The 17,918-nt window shown below is 45.6% G+C and carries 19 protein-coding genes, 1 tRNA gene and 1 riboswitch; of the genes, 19 read left to right on the top strand and 1 reads right to left on the bottom strand.

What is annotated here, in order from left to right:
• Positions 1-39: 39 nt before the first annotated feature.
• The 15 genes from Ami103574_RS10530 (at position 40) to Ami103574_RS10460 (ending at position 14,159) form a co-directional block, all read left to right on the top strand.
• Positions 40-330, top strand: coding sequence for a TIGR04076 family protein (locus Ami103574_RS10530; RefSeq protein WP_163066974.1), 291 nt, complete (start codon positions 40-42; stop codon positions 328-330).
• A gap of 101 nt (positions 331-431) precedes the next feature.
• Positions 432-1,871, top strand: coding sequence for a D-alanyl-D-alanine carboxypeptidase family protein (locus Ami103574_RS10525; RefSeq protein WP_163066973.1), 1,440 nt, complete (start codon positions 432-434; stop codon positions 1,869-1,871).
• 128 nt (positions 1,872-1,999) lie between these two features.
• A riboswitch (TPP riboswitch) is annotated at positions 2,000-2,100 on the top strand.
• Between the two features lie 82 nt (positions 2,101-2,182).
• A complete protein-coding gene (gene thiC, locus Ami103574_RS10520; RefSeq protein WP_207710492.1) occupies positions 2,183-3,487 on the top strand; it encodes a phosphomethylpyrimidine synthase ThiC in 1,305 nt (434 codons plus the stop codon).
• Between the two features lie 12 nt (positions 3,488-3,499).
• Entirely contained in the window at positions 3,500-4,321 is an 822-nt protein-coding gene (thiM, locus tag Ami103574_RS10515) for a hydroxyethylthiazole kinase (RefSeq protein WP_163066972.1), read from the top strand.
• The gene (gene thiE / locus Ami103574_RS10510; RefSeq protein ID WP_163066971.1) at positions 4,308-4,946 is read left to right on the top strand and encodes a thiamine phosphate synthase; all 639 of its coding nucleotides are present in this window, start codon (positions 4,308-4,310) and stop codon (positions 4,944-4,946) included. Before thiM ends, thiE begins: the two co-directional genes overlap by 14 nt.
• The gene (locus Ami103574_RS10505) at positions 4,943-5,593 is read left to right on the top strand and encodes an HAD family hydrolase (protein ID WP_163066970.1); all 651 of its coding nucleotides are present in this window, start codon (positions 4,943-4,945) and stop codon (positions 5,591-5,593) included. Before thiE ends, Ami103574_RS10505 begins: the two co-directional genes overlap by 4 nt.
• A gap of 1 nt (position 5,594) precedes the next feature.
• On the top strand, positions 5,595-6,371 hold the full coding sequence (gene thiD / locus Ami103574_RS10500; protein WP_330587255.1) for a bifunctional hydroxymethylpyrimidine kinase/phosphomethylpyrimidine kinase: 777 nt from the start codon (positions 5,595-5,597) through the stop codon (positions 6,369-6,371).
• Positions 6,372-6,492: 121 nt separating this feature from the next.
• The gene (gene sfsA, locus Ami103574_RS10495; RefSeq protein WP_163066969.1) at positions 6,493-7,173 is read left to right on the top strand and encodes a DNA/RNA nuclease SfsA; all 681 of its coding nucleotides are present in this window, start codon (positions 6,493-6,495) and stop codon (positions 7,171-7,173) included.
• A gap of 122 nt (positions 7,174-7,295) precedes the next feature.
• On the top strand, positions 7,296-8,969 hold the full coding sequence (locus Ami103574_RS10490) for a CotH kinase family protein (RefSeq protein WP_163066968.1): 1,674 nt from the start codon (positions 7,296-7,298) through the stop codon (positions 8,967-8,969).
• Between the two features lie 164 nt (positions 8,970-9,133).
• A complete protein-coding gene (locus tag Ami103574_RS10485; protein WP_163066967.1) occupies positions 9,134-10,192 on the top strand; it encodes an SIR2 family protein in 1,059 nt (352 codons plus the stop codon).
• A gap of 81 nt (positions 10,193-10,273) precedes the next feature.
• A complete protein-coding gene (locus Ami103574_RS10480) occupies positions 10,274-10,537 on the top strand; it encodes a DUF3343 domain-containing protein (protein WP_163066966.1) in 264 nt (87 codons plus the stop codon).
• A gap of 557 nt (positions 10,538-11,094) precedes the next feature.
• Complete coding sequence (locus Ami103574_RS10475; protein WP_163066965.1) at positions 11,095-11,676, top strand: 2-oxoacid:acceptor oxidoreductase family protein; 582 nt, start codon at positions 11,095-11,097, stop codon at positions 11,674-11,676.
• Complete coding sequence (locus Ami103574_RS10470; RefSeq protein ID WP_163066964.1) at positions 11,676-11,978, top strand: 4Fe-4S binding protein; 303 nt, start codon at positions 11,676-11,678, stop codon at positions 11,976-11,978. The genes Ami103574_RS10475 and Ami103574_RS10470 overlap by 1 nt, the downstream gene beginning before the upstream one ends.
• A complete protein-coding gene (locus Ami103574_RS10465) occupies positions 11,978-13,240 on the top strand; it encodes a pyruvate ferredoxin oxidoreductase (protein WP_163066963.1) in 1,263 nt (420 codons plus the stop codon). Before Ami103574_RS10470 ends, Ami103574_RS10465 begins: the two co-directional genes overlap by 1 nt.
• Complete coding sequence (locus Ami103574_RS10460; RefSeq protein WP_163066962.1) at positions 13,230-14,159, top strand: thiamine pyrophosphate-dependent enzyme; 930 nt, start codon at positions 13,230-13,232, stop codon at positions 14,157-14,159. The genes Ami103574_RS10465 and Ami103574_RS10460 overlap by 11 nt, the downstream gene beginning before the upstream one ends.
• A 157-nt stretch (positions 14,160-14,316) precedes the next feature.
• On the opposite strand, the gene Ami103574_RS10455 is transcribed toward Ami103574_RS10460, so the two are convergent.
• Complete coding sequence (locus Ami103574_RS10455; RefSeq protein ID WP_163066961.1) at positions 14,317-15,426, bottom strand: aminopeptidase; 1,110 nt, start codon at positions 15,424-15,426, stop codon at positions 14,317-14,319.
• A gap of 257 nt (positions 15,427-15,683) precedes the next feature.
• Between Ami103574_RS10455 and Ami103574_RS10450 the strand changes: the two genes are divergently transcribed.
• From Ami103574_RS10450 to Ami103574_RS10435, 4 genes are all read left to right on the top strand, one after another.
• Positions 15,684-15,774, top strand: a tRNA-Ser gene (locus tag Ami103574_RS10450).
• Between the two features lie 50 nt (positions 15,775-15,824).
• Positions 15,825-16,262: a GNAT family N-acetyltransferase gene (locus Ami103574_RS10445; protein ID WP_163066960.1), complete on the top strand. Its 438-nt coding sequence runs from the start codon at positions 15,825-15,827 to the stop codon at positions 16,260-16,262.
• A gap of 178 nt (positions 16,263-16,440) precedes the next feature.
• The gene (locus tag Ami103574_RS10440) at positions 16,441-16,932 is read left to right on the top strand and encodes a nucleotidyltransferase domain-containing protein (protein ID WP_163066959.1); all 492 of its coding nucleotides are present in this window, start codon (positions 16,441-16,443) and stop codon (positions 16,930-16,932) included.
• 117 nt (positions 16,933-17,049) lie between these two features.
• On the top strand, positions 17,050-17,793 hold the full coding sequence (locus tag Ami103574_RS10435) for a TraX family protein (RefSeq protein ID WP_163066958.1): 744 nt from the start codon (positions 17,050-17,052) through the stop codon (positions 17,791-17,793).
• Positions 17,794-17,918 lie beyond the last annotated feature (125 nt).

The following is a 17,918-nucleotide window of genomic DNA, read 5'->3' as shown; positions in this document are numbered from 1 at the left end:
AAGCATTTATAAAACCAAAGGTGAAAAAGGAGGCAGAACATGGCGAAAAGACCAAAAATCACGCTGCGCATGGTGGATAAAATTGGAAAAGGCGGTTGTCATTATGGGCATAAGGTGGGAGACACTTTTGATTTTGACCAAGACAGAGGACACATGTGCCCCATGATGCTGCACACGGCCTTCCCTTACATCGACATCCTGCGGTATGGCGGCACCGTTCCAGGCGGAGAGACTGCGGATAAATGTAAGTTTTGCTGCCCGGATGCCGATGTCATTAATGTGTTTGAAATTGAGCGAGAGGCGATAAAAGAAGAATGTCGCCAGAAATAATCGGCTTTTCTGCCAGAATATAAGAATAATAAGATGTCTTTAAAAATATCATAATATTAGTGTAACTGACTTGAACAAAGAGCAGGGCAGGGAGGGAAATTATGCGTATTTTTAATAGACATTCTGATAGAAGGAAGAAGACGAGAAAGAATCTGGTTCACTGGAAGAAGCGGCTGCTGGTAGCCCGGACGGTGCACCGGGTTTCGCTGATTCGATTTATGTCCGTCCTGCTAGTCGGTGTACTGGTAGTGGGCGGCGGTGCCATTGGCATTGGCAGTATTCTGCCTGATGATTTGGGTAAAACTGTTTCCGCAGGCCGAGAAGGAGGACAGCTGGAATCAGAGGATCCTTCAGTCAGTGCAGATACACCGGCAGTTGTTGATCCGACAGCTGGAGAGGGAGGCGGCTCTGAATCAGGTGCCGGCTCAGGGAGTTCGGCTGGATCGCTGGAAGTGAATAACGCAGGGTTAACAGTAGATGCTAAAGCGGCAGTACTGATGGACGTAGGCAGCGGCAAAGTGCTCTTTTCTAAAAACGGAGCAGACCGATTGCCGCCGGCTTCTGTGACGAAGGTTATGACCATGCTGCTGGCCATGGAGGCTATTGACCGAGGTCAAGTGAAGCTGACAGATATGGTAACCATATCGGAGAAAGCGGCTTCTATGGGCGGTTCTCAGATGTACATGGAGCCAGGTGAACAGCATCCTTTGGAAGATTTAATGAAAGGAATCTCCATGGTATCAGCAAATGATGCCTGTGTAGCTGTAGCAGAATACATCTCCGGCAGTGTGGATATTTTTGTAGAAAATATGAACAGCCGAGCTCGAGAGCTGGGGATGGAGAACACTCATTTTGTCAACACCAACGGACTGCCGGTGGCAGAGCATTACACCAGTGCTCATGACATCGCGATTATGTCTTGTGAATTGATTAAACACGAGAAGACTCACGATTGGTTCACCAAGTGGCAAGATCAGATGATGGTGGGACTGCCGGGCAAACAGACGGAATTTGGTCTGACCAATACCAACCGGCTGATTAAGCAATATACAGGAGCCAATGGCATCAAGACCGGCTTTACTCAGGAGGCTGGCTACTGCCTTTCCGGTTCTGCTACCAGGGATGATATGACTTTGATTGCTGTCGTTTTAGGCTGCTCCAGCTCGAAGGTCCGTTTTGCCGAAGCCGGCAAACTGTTAGATTATGGATTTGCTGCTTATGATACGGTGAAACTGGCAGAAAAAGGCGAGCCTCACGGGTTGATGGAAATTGAAAAAGGGGAGCCAAACTATATCAATGCGGTGGCAGGCGAGGATATTTCCATCCTAGTGGAAAAAGGTCAAAAGGATGGGGTAACTTTTGAGGTAGAGCAAGATAAAGAAGTGAAGGCTCCAATTAAAAAGGGCGATAAGGTAGGAGAAATCGTGGTTTACCAGGATAAAAAAGAACTTGGCCGTTATCCGCTGGTAGCGGAAGAGAGCGCTCAGAAAGCCAGTCTCTTCCAGCTTTATAAGCGGCTGGTAAAGAATATGATTCAGTAAAGGATGTAGGAGAGAAGCCCAGCAGATAAAAGCTTGATATGTCCGAATTTCTATTTTAGATAATAAAAAAGATGTGAGAATAAGAAGAATAAGTGCTTACTATTCCCTTTCCTTTATGTTATAATGTGAAAAATGCTCAGGGGAGCCGTTACGGCTGAGAGGAAGCAAAAGCTTCGACCCTTATACCTGATGCGGATAATGCCGCCGTAGGAAAGCAAACATATAGCACATCGTGGTGTTTTTGTTGCCTCTTTCCGTTCGGCGGAAAGGGGCATTTTTGTATTTATTAAAAATGGAAAGGAAGTTGGATTATGGCTTACGCAACACAAATGGAGGCGGCACGGCTTGGCATCGTTACGCCTGAAATGGAAATCGCAGCGGGAGATGAGCATATTTCTGCGGAGCAGCTGAGAGCGCTTATTGCCGAGGGGCAAGCAGTTATACCTAAGAACAAAAGACACCAGATTGGGCATCCGAAAGCAATTGGTCGTATGCTCTCTACCAAAATCAATGTAAATCTGGGCGCATCCAGGGATTGCTGCAACATAGACGTGGAATTGGCAAAGGTGCAGGAAGCAGAACGATTAGGTGCAGATGCCATCATGGATCTAAGCACCTTTGGTGATACCCGTGCTTTTCGGCGCACGTTGGCAGCACAGTGTAAGGCAGCCTTGGGCAGTGTACCCATTTATGATGCGCTAGTGTATTACAACAAAGAGCTAGCTGAAATTACGTCAGATGAATGGCTGGAAATTGCCCGAATCCATGCAGAAGACGGATTCGACTTTATGACGATTCACTGCGGCATGAATCAGGCTACTGCTGCTCGATTTATGAGAAACAGAAACCGCATAACGAACATTGTGTCGCGAGGAGGATCTCTCATGTTTGCCTGGATGCAGATGACAGGAAAAGAAAATCCTTTTTTCGAACAGTTTGATGAACTTCTGGAAATTTGCCGAAAATATGATGTCACCCTCAGTTTGGGGGATGCCTGTCGGCCTGGCAGCACCCATGATGCGTCAGATGCCACCCAGGTGGAAGAAATGATTACGTTAGGTGAATTAACCAAAAGAGCCTGGGCTCGAGATGTGCAGGTGATAATCGAAGGCCCCGGACATATGCCCCTGAATCAGATTGCTTCAAATATGAAATTACAGCAGACCCTCTGTCATGGAGCACCGTATTATGTTTTAGGCCCTCTTGTGACTGATATTGCTCCGGGATACGACCACATTACCTCTGCTATCGGCGGTACCGTTGCAGCGGCAAATGGCGCTGCCTTTCTCTGCTACGTTACGCCGGCCGAGCATTTGCGCTTGCCCAACGAGCAGGATGTTCACGACGGTATTATCGCCGCTAAAATCGCCGCTCACGCCGCCGACCTGGCCAAGAATATTCCACATGCTTCTGACTGGGATGATGAAATGAGCAAAGCCCGCCAAGAGGTGGATTGGGAAAAGATGTTCTCGCTGTCCATAGACCCTGAAAAGGCAAGAAAAATTCACGACGAAAATCCGTCAGAGATTAAAGATGCCTGCACCATGTGCGGCGAAATGTGTGCTATGCGGAATATGAACAAGATTCTAAATGGTGAAGTCGTAACCGCGAAATAAGGAGGATTTATAATGTTTGGAAATTTTATTGAAAATGTACGTCTGATTTCCCCGCTTGTGCATAATATCACAAACTATGTCACGGTAAACGACTGTGCCAATATATTGCTTGCCGCTGGAGCTTCGCCGATTATGGCCGATGATATAGAGGAAGCAGCAGACATTACTTCTATTTGCAGTGCCTTGAACATCAACATTGGCACCTTGAATCAAAACACTATTCCTGCCATGTTCGCTGCCGGAAAAAAGGCCAACGAGCTTTTTCACCCAGTCATTCTTGATCCGGTGGGGGCAGGGGCTTCAGCCCTTCGAACCAGTACGGCAAAAAAGCTGATGGAGGAAATAAAATTTGATGTCATTCGAGGCAACAGCTCTGAAATAAAGACCTTGGCAGCGATTGGCGGAAGCACAAAAGGAGTTGATGCCGCTGAAACCGATGTGGTTTCCGAAGAAACACTAACTGCGGCAATTGCTTTTGTCAAAGCATACGCAGAGCAAATGGGTACCATTGTAGCCGTTACGGGGGCCATTGATATTGTTGGGGATAAAGATACGGCATACGTCATCCGCAATGGTCGGCCGGAGATGGGAAAAATCACCGGGACAGGCTGTATGCTCACTTGTTTGATTGCTGCATTTCTTTCAGCCAATCCCCAAGAGAAGCTAAAGGCCGCTGCGGCAGCGGTATGTGCCATGGGTCTTGCGGGAGAGATTGCGTACAAGAGGCTGACCACCGCTGATGGCAATGCTACTTACCGCAGCTACATCATTGATGCCATCTATAATTTGGACGGCGAAACGCTGGATAAAGGAGCACGGTATGCAATTCGATAAAAATTCGCTGCTCTTGTATGGGGTTACCGACCGTTCCTGGCTAAAGGGCAAGCACCTCAGTGTGGCGGTGGAAGAGGCCCTAAAAGGAGGTACTACTTGTTTACAGCTGAGGGAAAAGTCCATGCCAGACGATGAATTCTTGGCGGAAGCACTGGAGATAAAAGCGCTCTGTCATAAGTTCGGCGTACCGTTTATCATTAATGATCATGTGCAAATTGCCCTGGATAGCAAGGCCGACGGCATTCATGTCGGACAAAGGGACATGAATGCACAGGATGTCCGCAGTCGGATTGGTGAAAATATGTTGTTAGGCGTATCAGTAAGCACTGTTGCACACGCGAGAGCTGCGGAAAAAAGCGGTGCGGACTACCTTGGGGTAGGAGCAGTGTTTTCCACCTCAACCAAGGCGGATGCAGATGCTGTTTCATTGGAAACCGTGGGCGAAATATGCCATGCTGTTAAAATACCGGTAGTGGCCATAGGCGGCATCGCCAAAGAAAACCTTCACCAGCTCACCGATTTAGGGCTTGCCGGGGTTGCTCTTGTTTCCGCGATTTTTGCGCAGCCGGATATCCGGGTAAGCTGCCTGGCGCTTCGTGAGCTGGCGGAAAAGTGGTTGTTATGAAGATGAAGGGTGCTATTTTCGATTTGGACGGAACGCTTTTGGAATCCATGGAGATGTGGGACCATTTAGGGGAAGCGTATCTACGTGCTCAGGGGATTGTGCCAAAAGAGGGCCTTTCGGATAGATTGAAATGGATGACTCTTCGTCAGGCGGCAGCACATTTTCAGAGCCAATACCAGCTGGCACAGACTGTTGCAGAAATTGAAAAGGAGATAAACGCCAGCATAGAAACATTCTATCGCTATCAGGTGCTACCTAAAGACGGAGCGGACGAACTTTTGAGACAGTTTTATAGCCGGGGCATAAAAATGTGTGTGGTAACCGCAACGGATCAATATTTGGTAAAGGCCGCCTTCTCTCGGCTAGGCTGGCTGGGATATTTCCAAGGGATCATCACCTGTGGGGATGTTGGTTTGGGAAAAGACCAAGGAGATATTTTTGAATACGCCCTCCGGGTACTAAAGACGGAAAAGGAGTATACGCCGGTGTTTGAAGATGCAATCCACGCGGTAAAAACTGCAAAAACCGCCGGATTTCCTGTAATAGCAGTGCAGGATAAGTCTTTTGCCAAATATGAAAATCAGCTCAGGGAAACCGCAGATACATACATCTGCTCTCTTAGAGAAATGGGGGCTTGTTTTGATTAAAGTGCTTACGATTGCCGGTTCTGATTGCAGCGGAGGCGCGGGTATTCAGGCTGATATTAAAACCATTACCGCTCATAAGATGTATGCCATGAGCGTTATTACCGCCCTTACCGCTCAGAACACAAAAGGGGTATCTGGTGTGGCGGATACGGCGCCTGAATTTGTCGCCGAGCAGCTTGATGCCGTGTTTACCGATATTTTCCCCGATGCCGTAAAAATCGGTATGGTTTCAAATCCCGACATTATTGAAGTTATCGCAGAGCGATTGCAGCATTACAAGGCCCGCAACATTGTACTGGATCCAGTTATGGTTTCCACAAGCGGAAGTCGTTTGCTATCAGAAAATGCCATAGATGCGCTGGTAAAAAAACTGTTTCCTGTTGCCGACTTAGTCACGCCCAATATCCCCGAGGCAGAGGGCTTATGCGGCTTTTCCATAAGGAGTCACAGAGATATGCTGCTGGCCGCGGAAACACTTTATAATCGATTTTACAGTAATGTACTGATTAAAGGGGGACATCTCCTTTTTGATGCCGCAGATCTGCTTTATGAAAATGGAAAGGGAGCTTGGATTCCAGGAGAGCGAATCAATAATCCGAATACTCATGGAACGGGCTGCACGTTATCTTCTGCCATAGCCTGTGGTCTAGCAAGGGGCAAAACCCTGCATGAAAGTGTCTGTAGGGGAAAAGAATATATATCCGGCGCATTGAAGGCTCAGCTTGATTTAGGGTCGGGTTCAGGGCCTCTCAACCACATGTGGAACTTATACAGCTGAAAAAATGAAAGTATGATATACTCTTAGATATATGGTTCAAGATAGCCGCAGGAAGACAGAGAAAAAGGAGACAAAGATATGAAGTGCAAGAGTATGTTGATGAGGGCAGAGGAGATAAATAATGAGGTATGAACGCATTCGCCCGGCGGTGTTTTTATCCAGGCCTAACCGCTTCATCGCCCATATTCTCCTCGATGGAAGAGAAGAAATCTGTCATGTGAAAAATACGGGCAGATGTCGAGAGCTGCTGACAGCGGGGGCCAAGATTTTCGTGCAGGAAGCAGACAATCCTTCCAGAAAGACCAAGTACGACTTGATTGCCGTCTATAAGAAGGATTTACTGATCAATATGGATAGCCAGGTCCCAAACAAGGCGGTTCAAGAGTGGCTCCAAAGCGGCGGCCTCTTTGAGGATATAGAGCTTATCAAGCCAGAGAGTAAGTATAAAAATTCCCGCTTTGACTTTTACGTAGAGACGGGAGCTCGAAAGATTTACCTGGAGGTCAAGGGTGTGACTTTAGAGGAAGGCGGCCTGGTTCGCTTTCCTGATGCGCCGACGGAACGGGGAGTCAAGCATTTGAAAGAGTTGTCGGAATGTTTGCAGGAGGGGTATGAGGCTTACGTCATCTTTGTGGTACAGATGGCCGATGCCCTTTTATTTACAGCCAACGAGCGGACCCATAGGGAATTTGCGCAAGTGCTCCGCCAGGTATGGGAACAGGGGGTGCAGGTTCTGGCTTTCCAATGTGCTGTGACGCCAGAGAGCATTGCCATAGGGCAGAGGCTCCCCGTCCTTCTGTAAACTTCATAAATTGCTCACAAAACCCTTATAGAAGTTCCTTAATCTGACTGTATACTGAAAAAAATCGGCCCCAACAGGGCAGAGGCCATTACAGGCATAGTTTCAGAAGAAAGGAATAGCTTATGAAAAAGACCATCGCCATAGTATGCAGCTTAACCTTAGTGATAGCTGCCTTTACCGGGTGCAGCAATGCTTCCACCGATCAGGGAAAGACCATGGAGTATGAAGACAAGCTGCTGAACGATTCCGTCGTCCACGAGATTAATGTGGATATAGGGGAGGAGGACTGGCAGGATTTATTGGAAAATCCCCTGGAAAAGAGTAAATATAAGGCAGACGTTACGATTGATGGAGAGACCTTTTCAGAGGTGTCTTTTGCTACCAAGGGAAATACGTCACTAAGTCAGATTGCCAGCGATGATACGACGGATCGGTATAGCTTTAAGATTAACTTTGATAAATATGTAGACGGACAGACTTATTACGGACTGGATAAATTGAGTTTGAATAATCTCATGTCGGATGCTACGTACATGAAGGATTATTTCAGCTATGAAATGATGCGGGAAGCAGGTGCTGCTGCGCCTTTAACCAGCTTTGTGAATATTTCCATAAACGGCGAACCTTGGGGGCTGTACTTAGCCGTGGAAGATGTCAGCGATTCCTTCCTGAGCAGGAATTATGGAGAGGATGCAGGTGAACTCTATAAACCGGAGACGGAACAGTTGAACAACATGGGCAATATGGACAAAGATGGTATGAAGGCTCCGGCAGACATGGCACAATCTGTTTCGGGAGGAGCTATGGGTGAGAGGCCAGAGGGGATGCCGAATGGACAAAGCGGCAGCACGACATCGGGAGCCATGCAGGCTCCGCCGGATTGGTCCAAGGATGGAAACAAAGCAGGCGAAGGTGCTGAAGGATTCGGCGGGTCCAGTAAAGGCGCCAGCCTAGCCTATACCGATGACCAGCTGGACAGCTATAGCGATATCTTTGACAATGGAGAGACGGATGCGACAGAGGAAGACCAGCAGCGGGTTGTTACAGCCCTGAAACAGCTTAGTACAGGGGAAGACCTGGAAAGTGCGCTGGATGTAGAGTCCATCATTAAATACTTTGTGGCTCACAACTTTGTAGATAATTACGACAGCTATACGGGCAACATGCTGCACAACTATTACTTGTACGAAAAAGATGGAGTGCTCTCCCTGATTCCTTGGGATTACAACTTGGCCTTTGGTGCTTTTGGAGGCATGAAGGGGCCTGGAGCACAGCGTACAAGCAACACCACGGAAGCTGATGGGGATCAGGCTACTTCTATGGTAAATTACGCCATCGACACACCGCTGTCTGGTGCCCAGGAAGCAGATCGGCCTATGTGGAGTTTCATTGTCAACAATGAACAGTATAAGGAGCTTTATCACCAGTATTTTGATGAATTCATCACCAGTTACTTTGAATCCGGTAAATTTGAGGAAAAGATTACTTCGGTTTACAATATGATTCGCCCATATGTGGAAAAGGATGCGACGGCTTTTTATACCGTAGATGAATTCGACAAGGCTTATAGCACTTTGAAAGAGTTCTGTTTACTGCGGGCATCCAGTATCCGCGCCCAGTTGAGCGGTGATTTGCCATCTACTACAGAGGCGCAGCAAGGGGAAGGTGTTCAGTTAATCGATGCCAGTTCGCTAAGCATAGAGGATATGGGGTCTCAGGGTGGGGGACCACAGCAACAGAGGAAAAATCAGGAAAACGGAGAAAATGGAAACAAGACAGAGGGTTCACCTCAATAAGGAATTCTATTTTCTAAGATATAAAGATTCGAGCGTTACTGCCATGATCGGCTGCGCCCGAATCTTTTGCTTTTCTCAGACGACGGTAGGAATGGTATGGTATACTTAATAGATAAGTGAAGAAAATAATCAGGGCTGGTGAAGGAAATGTAAGGAGAGCTGTGATGAAAAAGACAGTCATATTTTTAGGAGCAGGAGCCTCTAAGGCGGACGGTGCGCCTTTGCAGCGGGAATTGTTCTGTTCTTACTTTCAGGCGTGTGAAGATGAAGGATTTAATCGGAGATATCCACTAAAACACAGTAAAGTTAAGGGATTGGTGGATCGATATTTTAAGAATTTTTTTGCCTTTGAAGAAGATTTTAATTATCGGCAGGCTGTGTTCCCCACCTTTGAAGAGGCACTGGGTATTTTGGATTTAGCCATTGAACGCAATGAGAAGTACCGCAGTGATTTAGGCAATCTTTATAAGTATCGGACGGCATTGATTTTTGCCATGGCGCAGGCAATTCAATATAAGATTGAGGCTCGGCAGAACGGCATGCAGGGAGAGAGCCACGCCAAGCTTATTGAGAACCTGGAGGAGGTCATATCTCAGGGGGACATTACTTTTATTTCTACCAATTATGATATCATTTTGGACAATGTGTTGGGGCGAAAATTTGATGTGGATTATGGCTTTTATCATCTGGATCGCGGGGATGCAGCAGAGAAGAGTGTAAAACTCTTAAAAATCCATGGGTCTTTGAACTGGAAATATTGTCCGGTTTGCAAGTGTATCGACGCGAAGATAGACCCGCAAGGAACGCTGTCTATCGTGGATAATCCGGGAGCGGTGACTTGTGGTCAATGCCGCGGCGAGGCCCAATATATCATTGTTCCCCCTACCTATTACAAGGACATGGGCAATGTGTACCTGACCAATATTTGGAATAATGCGGAAAAGGTCCTGCGGGAAGCAGATCACATTGTATTTTCAGGCTATTCCCTGCCCAGCGCTGACATGCACATCAAATACCTGTTGAAGCGGGCTGAACTGAACCGGGCCAAGGAAAACCCGTTTAAGGCAACGGTAATCAACTATTTTCCGGATAAAATCAATGGAGCGATTCAAAAGGAAGAACATCGTTACCACCGATTTTTTAAGCACAGCAGTCAAATTCGTTATATAAGAGAGATGTCCTTTCAGGAATTTTCCAAAGACCCATTTCAGGTTTTGGAATAATTTATTTTCGATAGCAGAAAAGCGGTGCCCCGCATATGATGAGTATAGACCGCGAGTCTCATAGGATGGGAGGCACACAATATGAAAAATGAGTATTTGCTTACGTTCTCTTCGTTTTATAAGGCAAAGTATGCTCAGGAAAAGATAACCGAGCTGGGAATCCGGAGCACCGTAAAGCGAGCGCCCTCAGAGATTGTTACGTCCTGCGGATATGCTGTTTACGTGAAAACAGAGGATATTAGCCAGGTGCTGCGTATCTTTGACGGGGAAATACTCACCGTCAAGAGCATTTTCCTGATCGATTATTCTACCGGAACCACTCAGTATAGAAGGCTGTCTTTTTAGACTGTAGTTGAGATAAAATAAAAGCTTATTTAAAGCTTATTAAGCTTTGAATAAGCTTTTTTCATGTTATAACAGAGAAGAACCGCTGAATTTACGATAATTGTTTTTTAAAACAAATATATTTAAAATTATTTGTTTTAAAAAATAAAAAAATCTTGACAGCGGGACTTTTTTATACTAAAATTCAAGTATGCTAAATGAAAAGCAGTCAACTGAATAAGCAAAAGACGATGACGGAGAGAGTAAGTATCCAGGTGAAAATAGGAGCGAGTCAAGGACGGTGAGAGCTTGACAGGAGTAGCAGGACAGCTGAAAATCACTCCCGAGTTGCAGGGCTGAAACGGAGGCAAGGCCATTTCCAAGAAGGAAAGGTTGGGGCCTCCCCACGTAAGCTTTGACGGTTTTCCCCCGTAATCGGGAACGCGTATGTTAGTATGTTGTATGAGGTGGTATAGCAAATGCTTTAGGCTTTTGTCCTTTTACAAGGATAGAAGTCTTTTTTTATTATTTTACCTGCACATACAAAAAGAGTAGAGGATTTATGGAGGTATAGAAAGATGGGAAAGAGTACAGTGGAGATTCGTTGGCACGGACGAGGAGGCCAGGGTGCAAAGACCGCTTGCCTGCTGTTGGCGGATGTGGCCTTTTACTCAGGGAAGCACGTACAGGGTTTTCCGGAATACGGTCCGGAGCGGATGGGTGCGCCGATTACAGCCTATAACCGAATCACCGATAAGCGGTGCACGGTTCATTCTAATATTTATAGTCCGGATTACGTCATCGTAGTGGATGAAACCTTGTTGGGCAGTGTGGATGTGACCAGCGGATTGAAGGAAGAAGGGGCCATCATTATCAACAGTGAGAAAGAGCCGGAAGAATTGAGAAGCCTGCTGGGTGGTTTTAAGGGGCAGGTGTGCTCTATCGATGCCAGACGGATTTCAGAAGAGACTATTGGCCGGAATATGCCGAACACCCCTATGCTGGCGGCTGCGGTAAAGATTAGTAAAATCGTGGAACAGGAGCAATTTATCCGAGATATGGAGAGTTCCCTGCGTCACAAGTTTACGACAAAGCCTCAGGTGGTTTCTGGCAATATGGAAGCCCTGAGAAAATCCATGGAGGAGGTAAAGGTAGGCTAATGAGAAAGGCAGCAGAGATTAATGAACACACCCCTTGGCAGGAATTGACTCCCGGGGCTGAGATTTACGAGCCGGCTACGTCTAAGTTGGTAAACACGGGGGATTGGCGAACCATGACCCCGATTTTTATAGAAGATAAATGCAAACATTGTCTAATCTGCGTTCCCTTCTGCCCCGACAGTTCCATACCGGTGGCAGAAGGAAAGCGGACAGATTTTGATTTTATGCACTGTAAGGGCTGTGGCATATGCTACAAGGTATGTCCTTTCGGTGCCATCCAGTTTGAAAAGGAGGAAAAGTGATGGCTATCAGAGACAGATTATCCGGCAATGAAGCAGTAGCCATTGCCATGAAGCAGATTAATCCCGACGTGATGGGCGCTTTTCCCATCACGCCCTCTACGGAAATTCCGCAGTATTTTTCCTCTTACGTAGCAGATGGGCTGGTGGATACGGAGTTCGTAGCAGTGGAATCAGAGCACAGTGCCATGTCTACCTGTATCGCGGCTCAGGCTGCGGGAGCCAGGGCCGTGACAGCTACCTCGTCCTGCGGTATGGCCCTCATGTGGGAGCTGCTATATGTGGCTTCCTCCTATCGGCTGCCAATTACTATGGCGCTGGTGAATCGGGCCCTGACCGGGCCTATCAATATCAATAACGATCATTCTGATTCCATGGGGGCTAGAGATTCCGGGTGGATTCAGATTTATTCGGAGACCAATCAGGAGGCTTACGACAATTTCCTTCAAGCGATGCCTATTGGGGAGCATAAGGATATCCGACTGCCGGTGATGGTCTGCCAGGACGGCTTCATCACCAGTCATGCGGTAGAAAATATGGACTTACTGGAAGATGATAAAGTTCGGGACTTCGTGGGAGAATACCAGCCAGAACATTATCTGCTGCAAAAGGATAATACTCTGGCCGTAGGGCCCTATGGCATATCGGCTTATTATATGGAATTTAAAAAACAACAGGCGGAAGCCATGAAAAGTGCGAAAAAAGTTATCCTGGAGGTGGCCGAGGCCTTTGAGCAGGTTACCGGCAGGAAATATGGCTTCTTTGAGGAATTCATGATGGAGGATGCGGAGGTAGCCGTGGTACTTATTGGTTCCAGTGCCGGCACAGGGAAGGCTGCGGTGGATGCACTGCGGCAGCAGGGGAAGAAAGCGGGTTTGATTAAGATTCGTGTTTTCCGCCCCTTCCCCATGGAGGAGCTGGCGGAGGCCCTATCTCACGTTAAGGCGGTGGCTGTCATGGATAAGGCGGAGAGTTTTTCTGCTGCGGGAGGGCCTTTGTTTGCGGAGACCCGTTCTGCTCTTTACGATTTGCCTCAGCGTCCGAACCTGATTAATTACGTATACGGGCTGGGGGGCAGAGACATTACCGTAACCGATTTTGAAGAGATTTACAGTCAGCTGGACAGCATTGTGGAGACCCGTCAGACCGGCCCCGTCTATCGACATATCGGTCAGCGGGAAGCAGACGGAGCAGAAAAAGACGTGACTTATGAGCGGTATCAGATGGAGAACAACAACTGGAGGTGGCAAAGCAATGGCTTATAATTTTAAACAGGAGATGGAAAAGCCGGAACGGCTGGCCGGCGGCCACCGCCTCTGCGCAGGCTGCGGCGCATCTGTAGCCGTCCGAGGCGTCCTGCGGGCGCTGGAACCGTCGGATCGGGCCGTGGTCACCAATGCCACCGGTTGCCTGGAGGTATCGACCTATCTGTATCCTTACACGGCTTACGAAGACAGCTACATTCACAGCGCCTTTGAAAATGCAGCCGCAACCTGCGGCGGTGTGGAAGCCGCCTATCGGGTGTTGAAAAAGAAGGGCAAAATTGAGGAAAATTTTAAATTTATCACCTTCGGCGGAGACGGCGGCACCTATGACATCGGCCTGCAATCCTTGTCAGGAGCCATGGAGCGAGGACACGACATGGTTTACGTCTGTTACGACAACGAAGCCTACATGAATACTGGTATTCAGCGGTCCTCGGCTACACCTCGGTTTGCTGATGCCACCACGACTCCGGTAGGCAGAGAATCCTATGGCAAGACTCAGCGGAAGAAGAATCTGACGGAGATTATTGCCGCTCATAACGTACCCTATGCGGCACAGACTACTTTCCTCGGCAACTTTAAAGACCTTCACGAAAAGGCTCACAAGGCTATTTATACGGAAGGAGCCTGCTTTCTCAACGTTTTAGCTCCGTGTCCAAGAGGTTGGCGGTATGATATGGCCGAGCTGGCCGAACTATGCCGACTGGCAGCAGACACTTGTGTATGGCCGCTGTATGAGATTGAAGAAGGCACCTGGAAGCTCAGCTACGAGCCGAAGAAGAAATTGCCGATAGAAGAATTTCTGAAGAAGCAGGGGCGGTTTAAGCATATGTTTACCAAAGGGAACGAATGGATGATTGAAGACGCCCAGCAGTATGTAGACCAACAGTGGCAGCGGTTGCTGGACAAGTGCAAATAAGCAGAGAATAAAACCAATTAAAACTACAAGCAAAAAACACCCTCAGAAGGAGTAAGATACACCTAATCTGAGGGCGTTTTGGTTTTGTCCTGCACCTATATCGCCATATCCCTTGGGGGCTCTGACGTGCGTTATCTTTTTATAAGGTCTGTGATGCCTATTTTAAGGAATCGGGATTTAAGCACTGAAGTTCAGGAAGGACAAACAAGCCATCCTTTCGAATTAGGACGTCATCAAAATAGATTTCACCGCCGCCGTATTCTGGACGCTGAATCATAACCAAATCCCAGTGGACAGCAGAACCGTTGCCGTTAGGAGCATCTTCATAAGACTGTCCCGGTGTCAGATGGAAGGAGCCGGCGATTTTTTCATCAAACAGCGTATCCTTCATCGGGTGAAGCACATATGGGTTGACTCCGATAGCAAATTCTCCGAAGTATCTGGCGCCTTCATCTGTATCCAGAATTTCATTAATCTTTTTATCGTTGTTGGACGTGGCCTTTATAATTTTTCCGTCTTTCACTTCAAAGACAATGTTTTCATAGGTAAAGCCCAATTCTTCGGATGGGGTATTGTAGGAAATGATGCCGTTCATGGAATCCTTTACAGGAGCTGTATACACTTCGCCGTCTGGAATATTGCGTTCGCCGGAACACTTGATAGCTGGTATTCCCTTGATAGAGAAGGTCAGGTCTGTCCCTGGTCCCACAAGATGGACTTTATCTGTCCGATTCATGAGCTCTACCAGAGGAGTCATCGCTTCAGCCATCTTTTGATAGTCCAGGGTGCACACCTCAAAATAGAAGTCCTCAAAGGCCTCCAGGCTAGTGGTAGCTAACTGGGCCATGCTGTGGTTAGGATAACGCAGAACGACCCATTTCGTGCGGTTTACCCTCTGCTCCAGCACCGGATGGAGAATCCGGTTGTACATACTCATGTTCGCAGAAGGCACGTCGGAGGTTTCTGATGTATTCAATCCCGCCCGGATGGAAATGTAGGCGTCCATGCCTTCCATCTGCTTCAGCTGATATTCTTTCATAAACTCAATTTGCTCTTCCGTACAGCCTAGCAGAATCTCTCGGTTGATCTCAGCATCCCGAATCTCAAAATAGGGAAGTCCGCCTTTGGCGTAGATGTTTTTTATCAGTTGTTTCACCAGGGCTTTTGTGCATTCACCTTCATAGTGGATGAAGACTTTTTCACCAGGCTTCACGTCACAGGAATAGTCAACTAATACATTTGCTAGTTTTTTTATGCGTGGATCCATATATCTTATCTCCTTTTCTTTTTAGGTATTTTTTCTGGGTGGTTATTTCCAATATTTATTATACCCCAAGATTGCAGATTATAAAAGTCGTTTGTAGAGTTGTTTTAGGAATGTTCATCGGCAGGCAGTGAAGCAAGTAAATCTTAAAAAAATTATAAAGGATAGTTCGGATCCGACGGAATTTGATTGCATAAGATGCCGTTGTATGGTATAATTTTCTTCGTTGCAAATTGAGAATGAAGCAGCAAATAGAATAAGGAGATGTACCCAAGTGGTTGAAGGGTCCGCACTCGAAATGCGGTAGGTCGGGTAACCGGCGCGAGAGTTCGAATCTCTCCATCTCCGCCATTGCGAAGACCGTCGATTTATGTCGTCGGTCTTTTAGTTTGTCTATATTCATGAGTGAAAAAGTAAATTCTTATGATGAGGCAGTAATAAAACTTAAAGAAAGACAAAACGGCGGGATTTTCGGCAATTGCTATGCAGTTTGTTTGCACAACTCAGACTTTATTATTGGTGAAGTGTTTGCAAAGAGAGAAGGACTTGATACTTATAGCGTGGGATGGAACTTTAATTTGAATTATGGTGGAAATGGGCATGCAACAGAAGCTGCGAAAGAACTTTTTCGATATCTTTTTGAAAAAGATGCAAGGAGAATTTATGCGTATGCAGAGGCTGACAATATCTCTTCACAAAAAGTTTGTGAACGGTTAGGAATGAGAAAAGAGGGACTATTTCTTGAGTTTATATCCTTTATAAACAATCCTGATGGAACTCCATATTATGAGAATACATACCAATATGCTATTTTGAAAAAAGAATGGAAGAACTCTTGATGCCATGATATTACAATTGCGCCCCACGCTTCATAATAGGTATAAGCGTCGTGTTAAGATTCGGTTCGTTTTGAAATTTGTTGTGATTGCATCTATTTTGACCTGATTATTTTTCTATATTTTGTAGAGCTAGATGATATAATAAACATATAATGACAATTTATAATAAGGAGATTTTATGGAAAGAAAGGAAATTACCAACAAGGAAAATTTAATGGAAGTTCTGGATTTACTGGACAGCCTTCATATACAGTATTGGATAGATGGTGGCTGGGGCGTGGACATTTTGCTTGGAAAGCAAAACAGGGAGCACAGGGATGTTGATGTGGACTTTGACGGAGAATTTACAGATATTTTATTAGATGCACTGGAGGTAAAAGGCTATACGATTACAACCGACTGGCGTCCCACACGTATTGAGCTGTGTCATCCGAAATTGGGATATATAGATATACACCCTTTAATAATCAGTGAAGATGGAAGTGCAAAACAAGCTGGATTAAATGATGATTGGTATGATTTTAAAGCAGAATGGTTTTCGAGTGCTGTGTTTGATGAACGAATTATCCCGTGTATTTCTGCAGAAGCCCAGAAATTATTTCATAGTGGATATGAGCTGAGAGAAGTTGATAAAATTGATCTTAGAAATCTTGCATCTATTTTGACCTAATGACACAAATTAAAGTCATGTTTGAGGATTTGAAATCATACATGACTTTGTTGTTTTGTGTGGTAAAATAGAGTGGATGAAGAATATTTATATGAGGAGAATATAGGAGTAAAATAAATGCCGACAAAACTAAACAGTAATCATTTGAAGTTCATTGCAATTATTGCTATGACTATTGATCATGTGGCAGATTTGATTTTTCCCGGTTTTACAGCAGAACCACTGCCGATTGTGATGCACCTGATTGGAAGATTAACTGCTCCTATTATGTGGTTTTTTATTTGTGAAGGATATCACTACACAAAGGATATAAAGAAGTACATAATGAGATTGGGCATTTTTGCAGTAATCTCCCATTTTGCATATTGTTTTTCCTTTGGAATTCCACTAATTCCCTTTAGTACAGGGATATTTAACCAAACAAGTATTATGTATCCATTGTTTATTGCTGTAGTAGTTTTATGGCTAGATGATAATAAAAAGTTACAAATTAGAATTGGGCTAAAGCGAATTATCATTTTTATTCTAATATGGAGTGCCTTTCCTGCAGATTGGTCATGCATTGCTGTTTTAGCAATTATAGGCATGTATAGAAAACGTGGTGATCTAAAGGGCCAAATGAAAAAGATGTTGCCGTTGGTTTTTTTGTATGGTGTTGTTTCTTTTTTCTTTGTAAGCAAAGTTTATGCAATGGTACTATCGGGCATTTTACTTGTTTATCCAGTTTTAAAATTATATAATGGTAAAAAAGGTAAAGCGAATTGGATAAAATGGTTTTTTTACGCATATTATCCCGCACATCTTATCATTATAGGTATTTTGAGACTTGTAATTTATGGGAACGTTTCCTTGTTGTTTTAGACTGATTTTAAACGGACTCTTTTTTATACTGTACTTAAAGTGGCACATAACAAAAGAGACATGAACTTTATATTGCTTTTTATATTATGGCAAATAGATAAATGGAGTTAAAATGATAGTGGATA

Origin of the sequence: Aminipila butyrica (genome assembly GCF_010669305.1) — a bacterium.
Taxonomy (GTDB): domain Bacteria; phylum Bacillota; class Clostridia; order Peptostreptococcales; family Anaerovoracaceae; genus Aminipila; species Aminipila butyrica.
The sequence above is the reverse complement of the archived record's forward strand: the minus strand, read 5'-3'. Positions and strand labels throughout refer to the sequence as shown.

Excerpts from the sequence above, each read along its gene's own strand:
- Ami103574_RS10530 (WP_163066974.1), top strand. The coding sequence starts at position 40 with ATGGCGAAAAGACCAAAAATCACGCTGCGCATGGTGGATAAAATTGGA.
- Ami103574_RS10525 (WP_163066973.1), top strand. The coding sequence starts at position 432 with ATGCGTATTTTTAATAGACATTCTGATAGAAGGAAGAAGACGAGAAAG.
- thiC (WP_207710492.1), top strand. The coding sequence starts at position 2,183 with ATGGCTTACGCAACACAAATGGAGGCGGCACGGCTTGGCATCGTTACG.
- thiM (WP_163066972.1), top strand. The coding sequence starts at position 3,500 with ATGTTTGGAAATTTTATTGAAAATGTACGTCTGATTTCCCCGCTTGTG.
- thiE (WP_163066971.1), top strand. The coding sequence starts at position 4,308 with ATGCAATTCGATAAAAATTCGCTGCTCTTGTATGGGGTTACCGACCGT.
- Ami103574_RS10505 (WP_163066970.1), top strand. The coding sequence starts at position 4,943 with ATGAAGATGAAGGGTGCTATTTTCGATTTGGACGGAACGCTTTTGGAA.
- sfsA (WP_163066969.1), top strand. The coding sequence starts at position 6,493 with ATGAGGTATGAACGCATTCGCCCGGCGGTGTTTTTATCCAGGCCTAAC.
- Ami103574_RS10490 (WP_163066968.1), top strand. The coding sequence starts at position 7,296 with ATGAAAAAGACCATCGCCATAGTATGCAGCTTAACCTTAGTGATAGCT.
- Ami103574_RS10485 (WP_163066967.1), top strand. The coding sequence starts at position 9,134 with ATGAAAAAGACAGTCATATTTTTAGGAGCAGGAGCCTCTAAGGCGGAC.
- Ami103574_RS10480 (WP_163066966.1), top strand. The coding sequence starts at position 10,274 with ATGAAAAATGAGTATTTGCTTACGTTCTCTTCGTTTTATAAGGCAAAG.
- Ami103574_RS10475 (WP_163066965.1), top strand. The coding sequence starts at position 11,095 with ATGGGAAAGAGTACAGTGGAGATTCGTTGGCACGGACGAGGAGGCCAG.
- Ami103574_RS10470 (WP_163066964.1), top strand. The coding sequence starts at position 11,676 with ATGAGAAAGGCAGCAGAGATTAATGAACACACCCCTTGGCAGGAATTG.
- Ami103574_RS10465 (WP_163066963.1), top strand. The coding sequence starts at position 11,978 with ATGGCTATCAGAGACAGATTATCCGGCAATGAAGCAGTAGCCATTGCC.
- Ami103574_RS10460 (WP_163066962.1), top strand. The coding sequence starts at position 13,230 with ATGGCTTATAATTTTAAACAGGAGATGGAAAAGCCGGAACGGCTGGCC.
- Ami103574_RS10455 (WP_163066961.1), bottom strand. The coding sequence starts at position 15,426 with ATGGATCCACGCATAAAAAAACTAGCAAATGTATTAGTTGACTATTCC.
- Ami103574_RS10445 (WP_163066960.1), top strand. The coding sequence starts at position 15,825 with ATGAGTGAAAAAGTAAATTCTTATGATGAGGCAGTAATAAAACTTAAA.
- Ami103574_RS10440 (WP_163066959.1), top strand. The coding sequence starts at position 16,441 with ATGGAAAGAAAGGAAATTACCAACAAGGAAAATTTAATGGAAGTTCTG.
- Ami103574_RS10435 (WP_163066958.1), top strand. The coding sequence starts at position 17,050 with ATGCCGACAAAACTAAACAGTAATCATTTGAAGTTCATTGCAATTATT.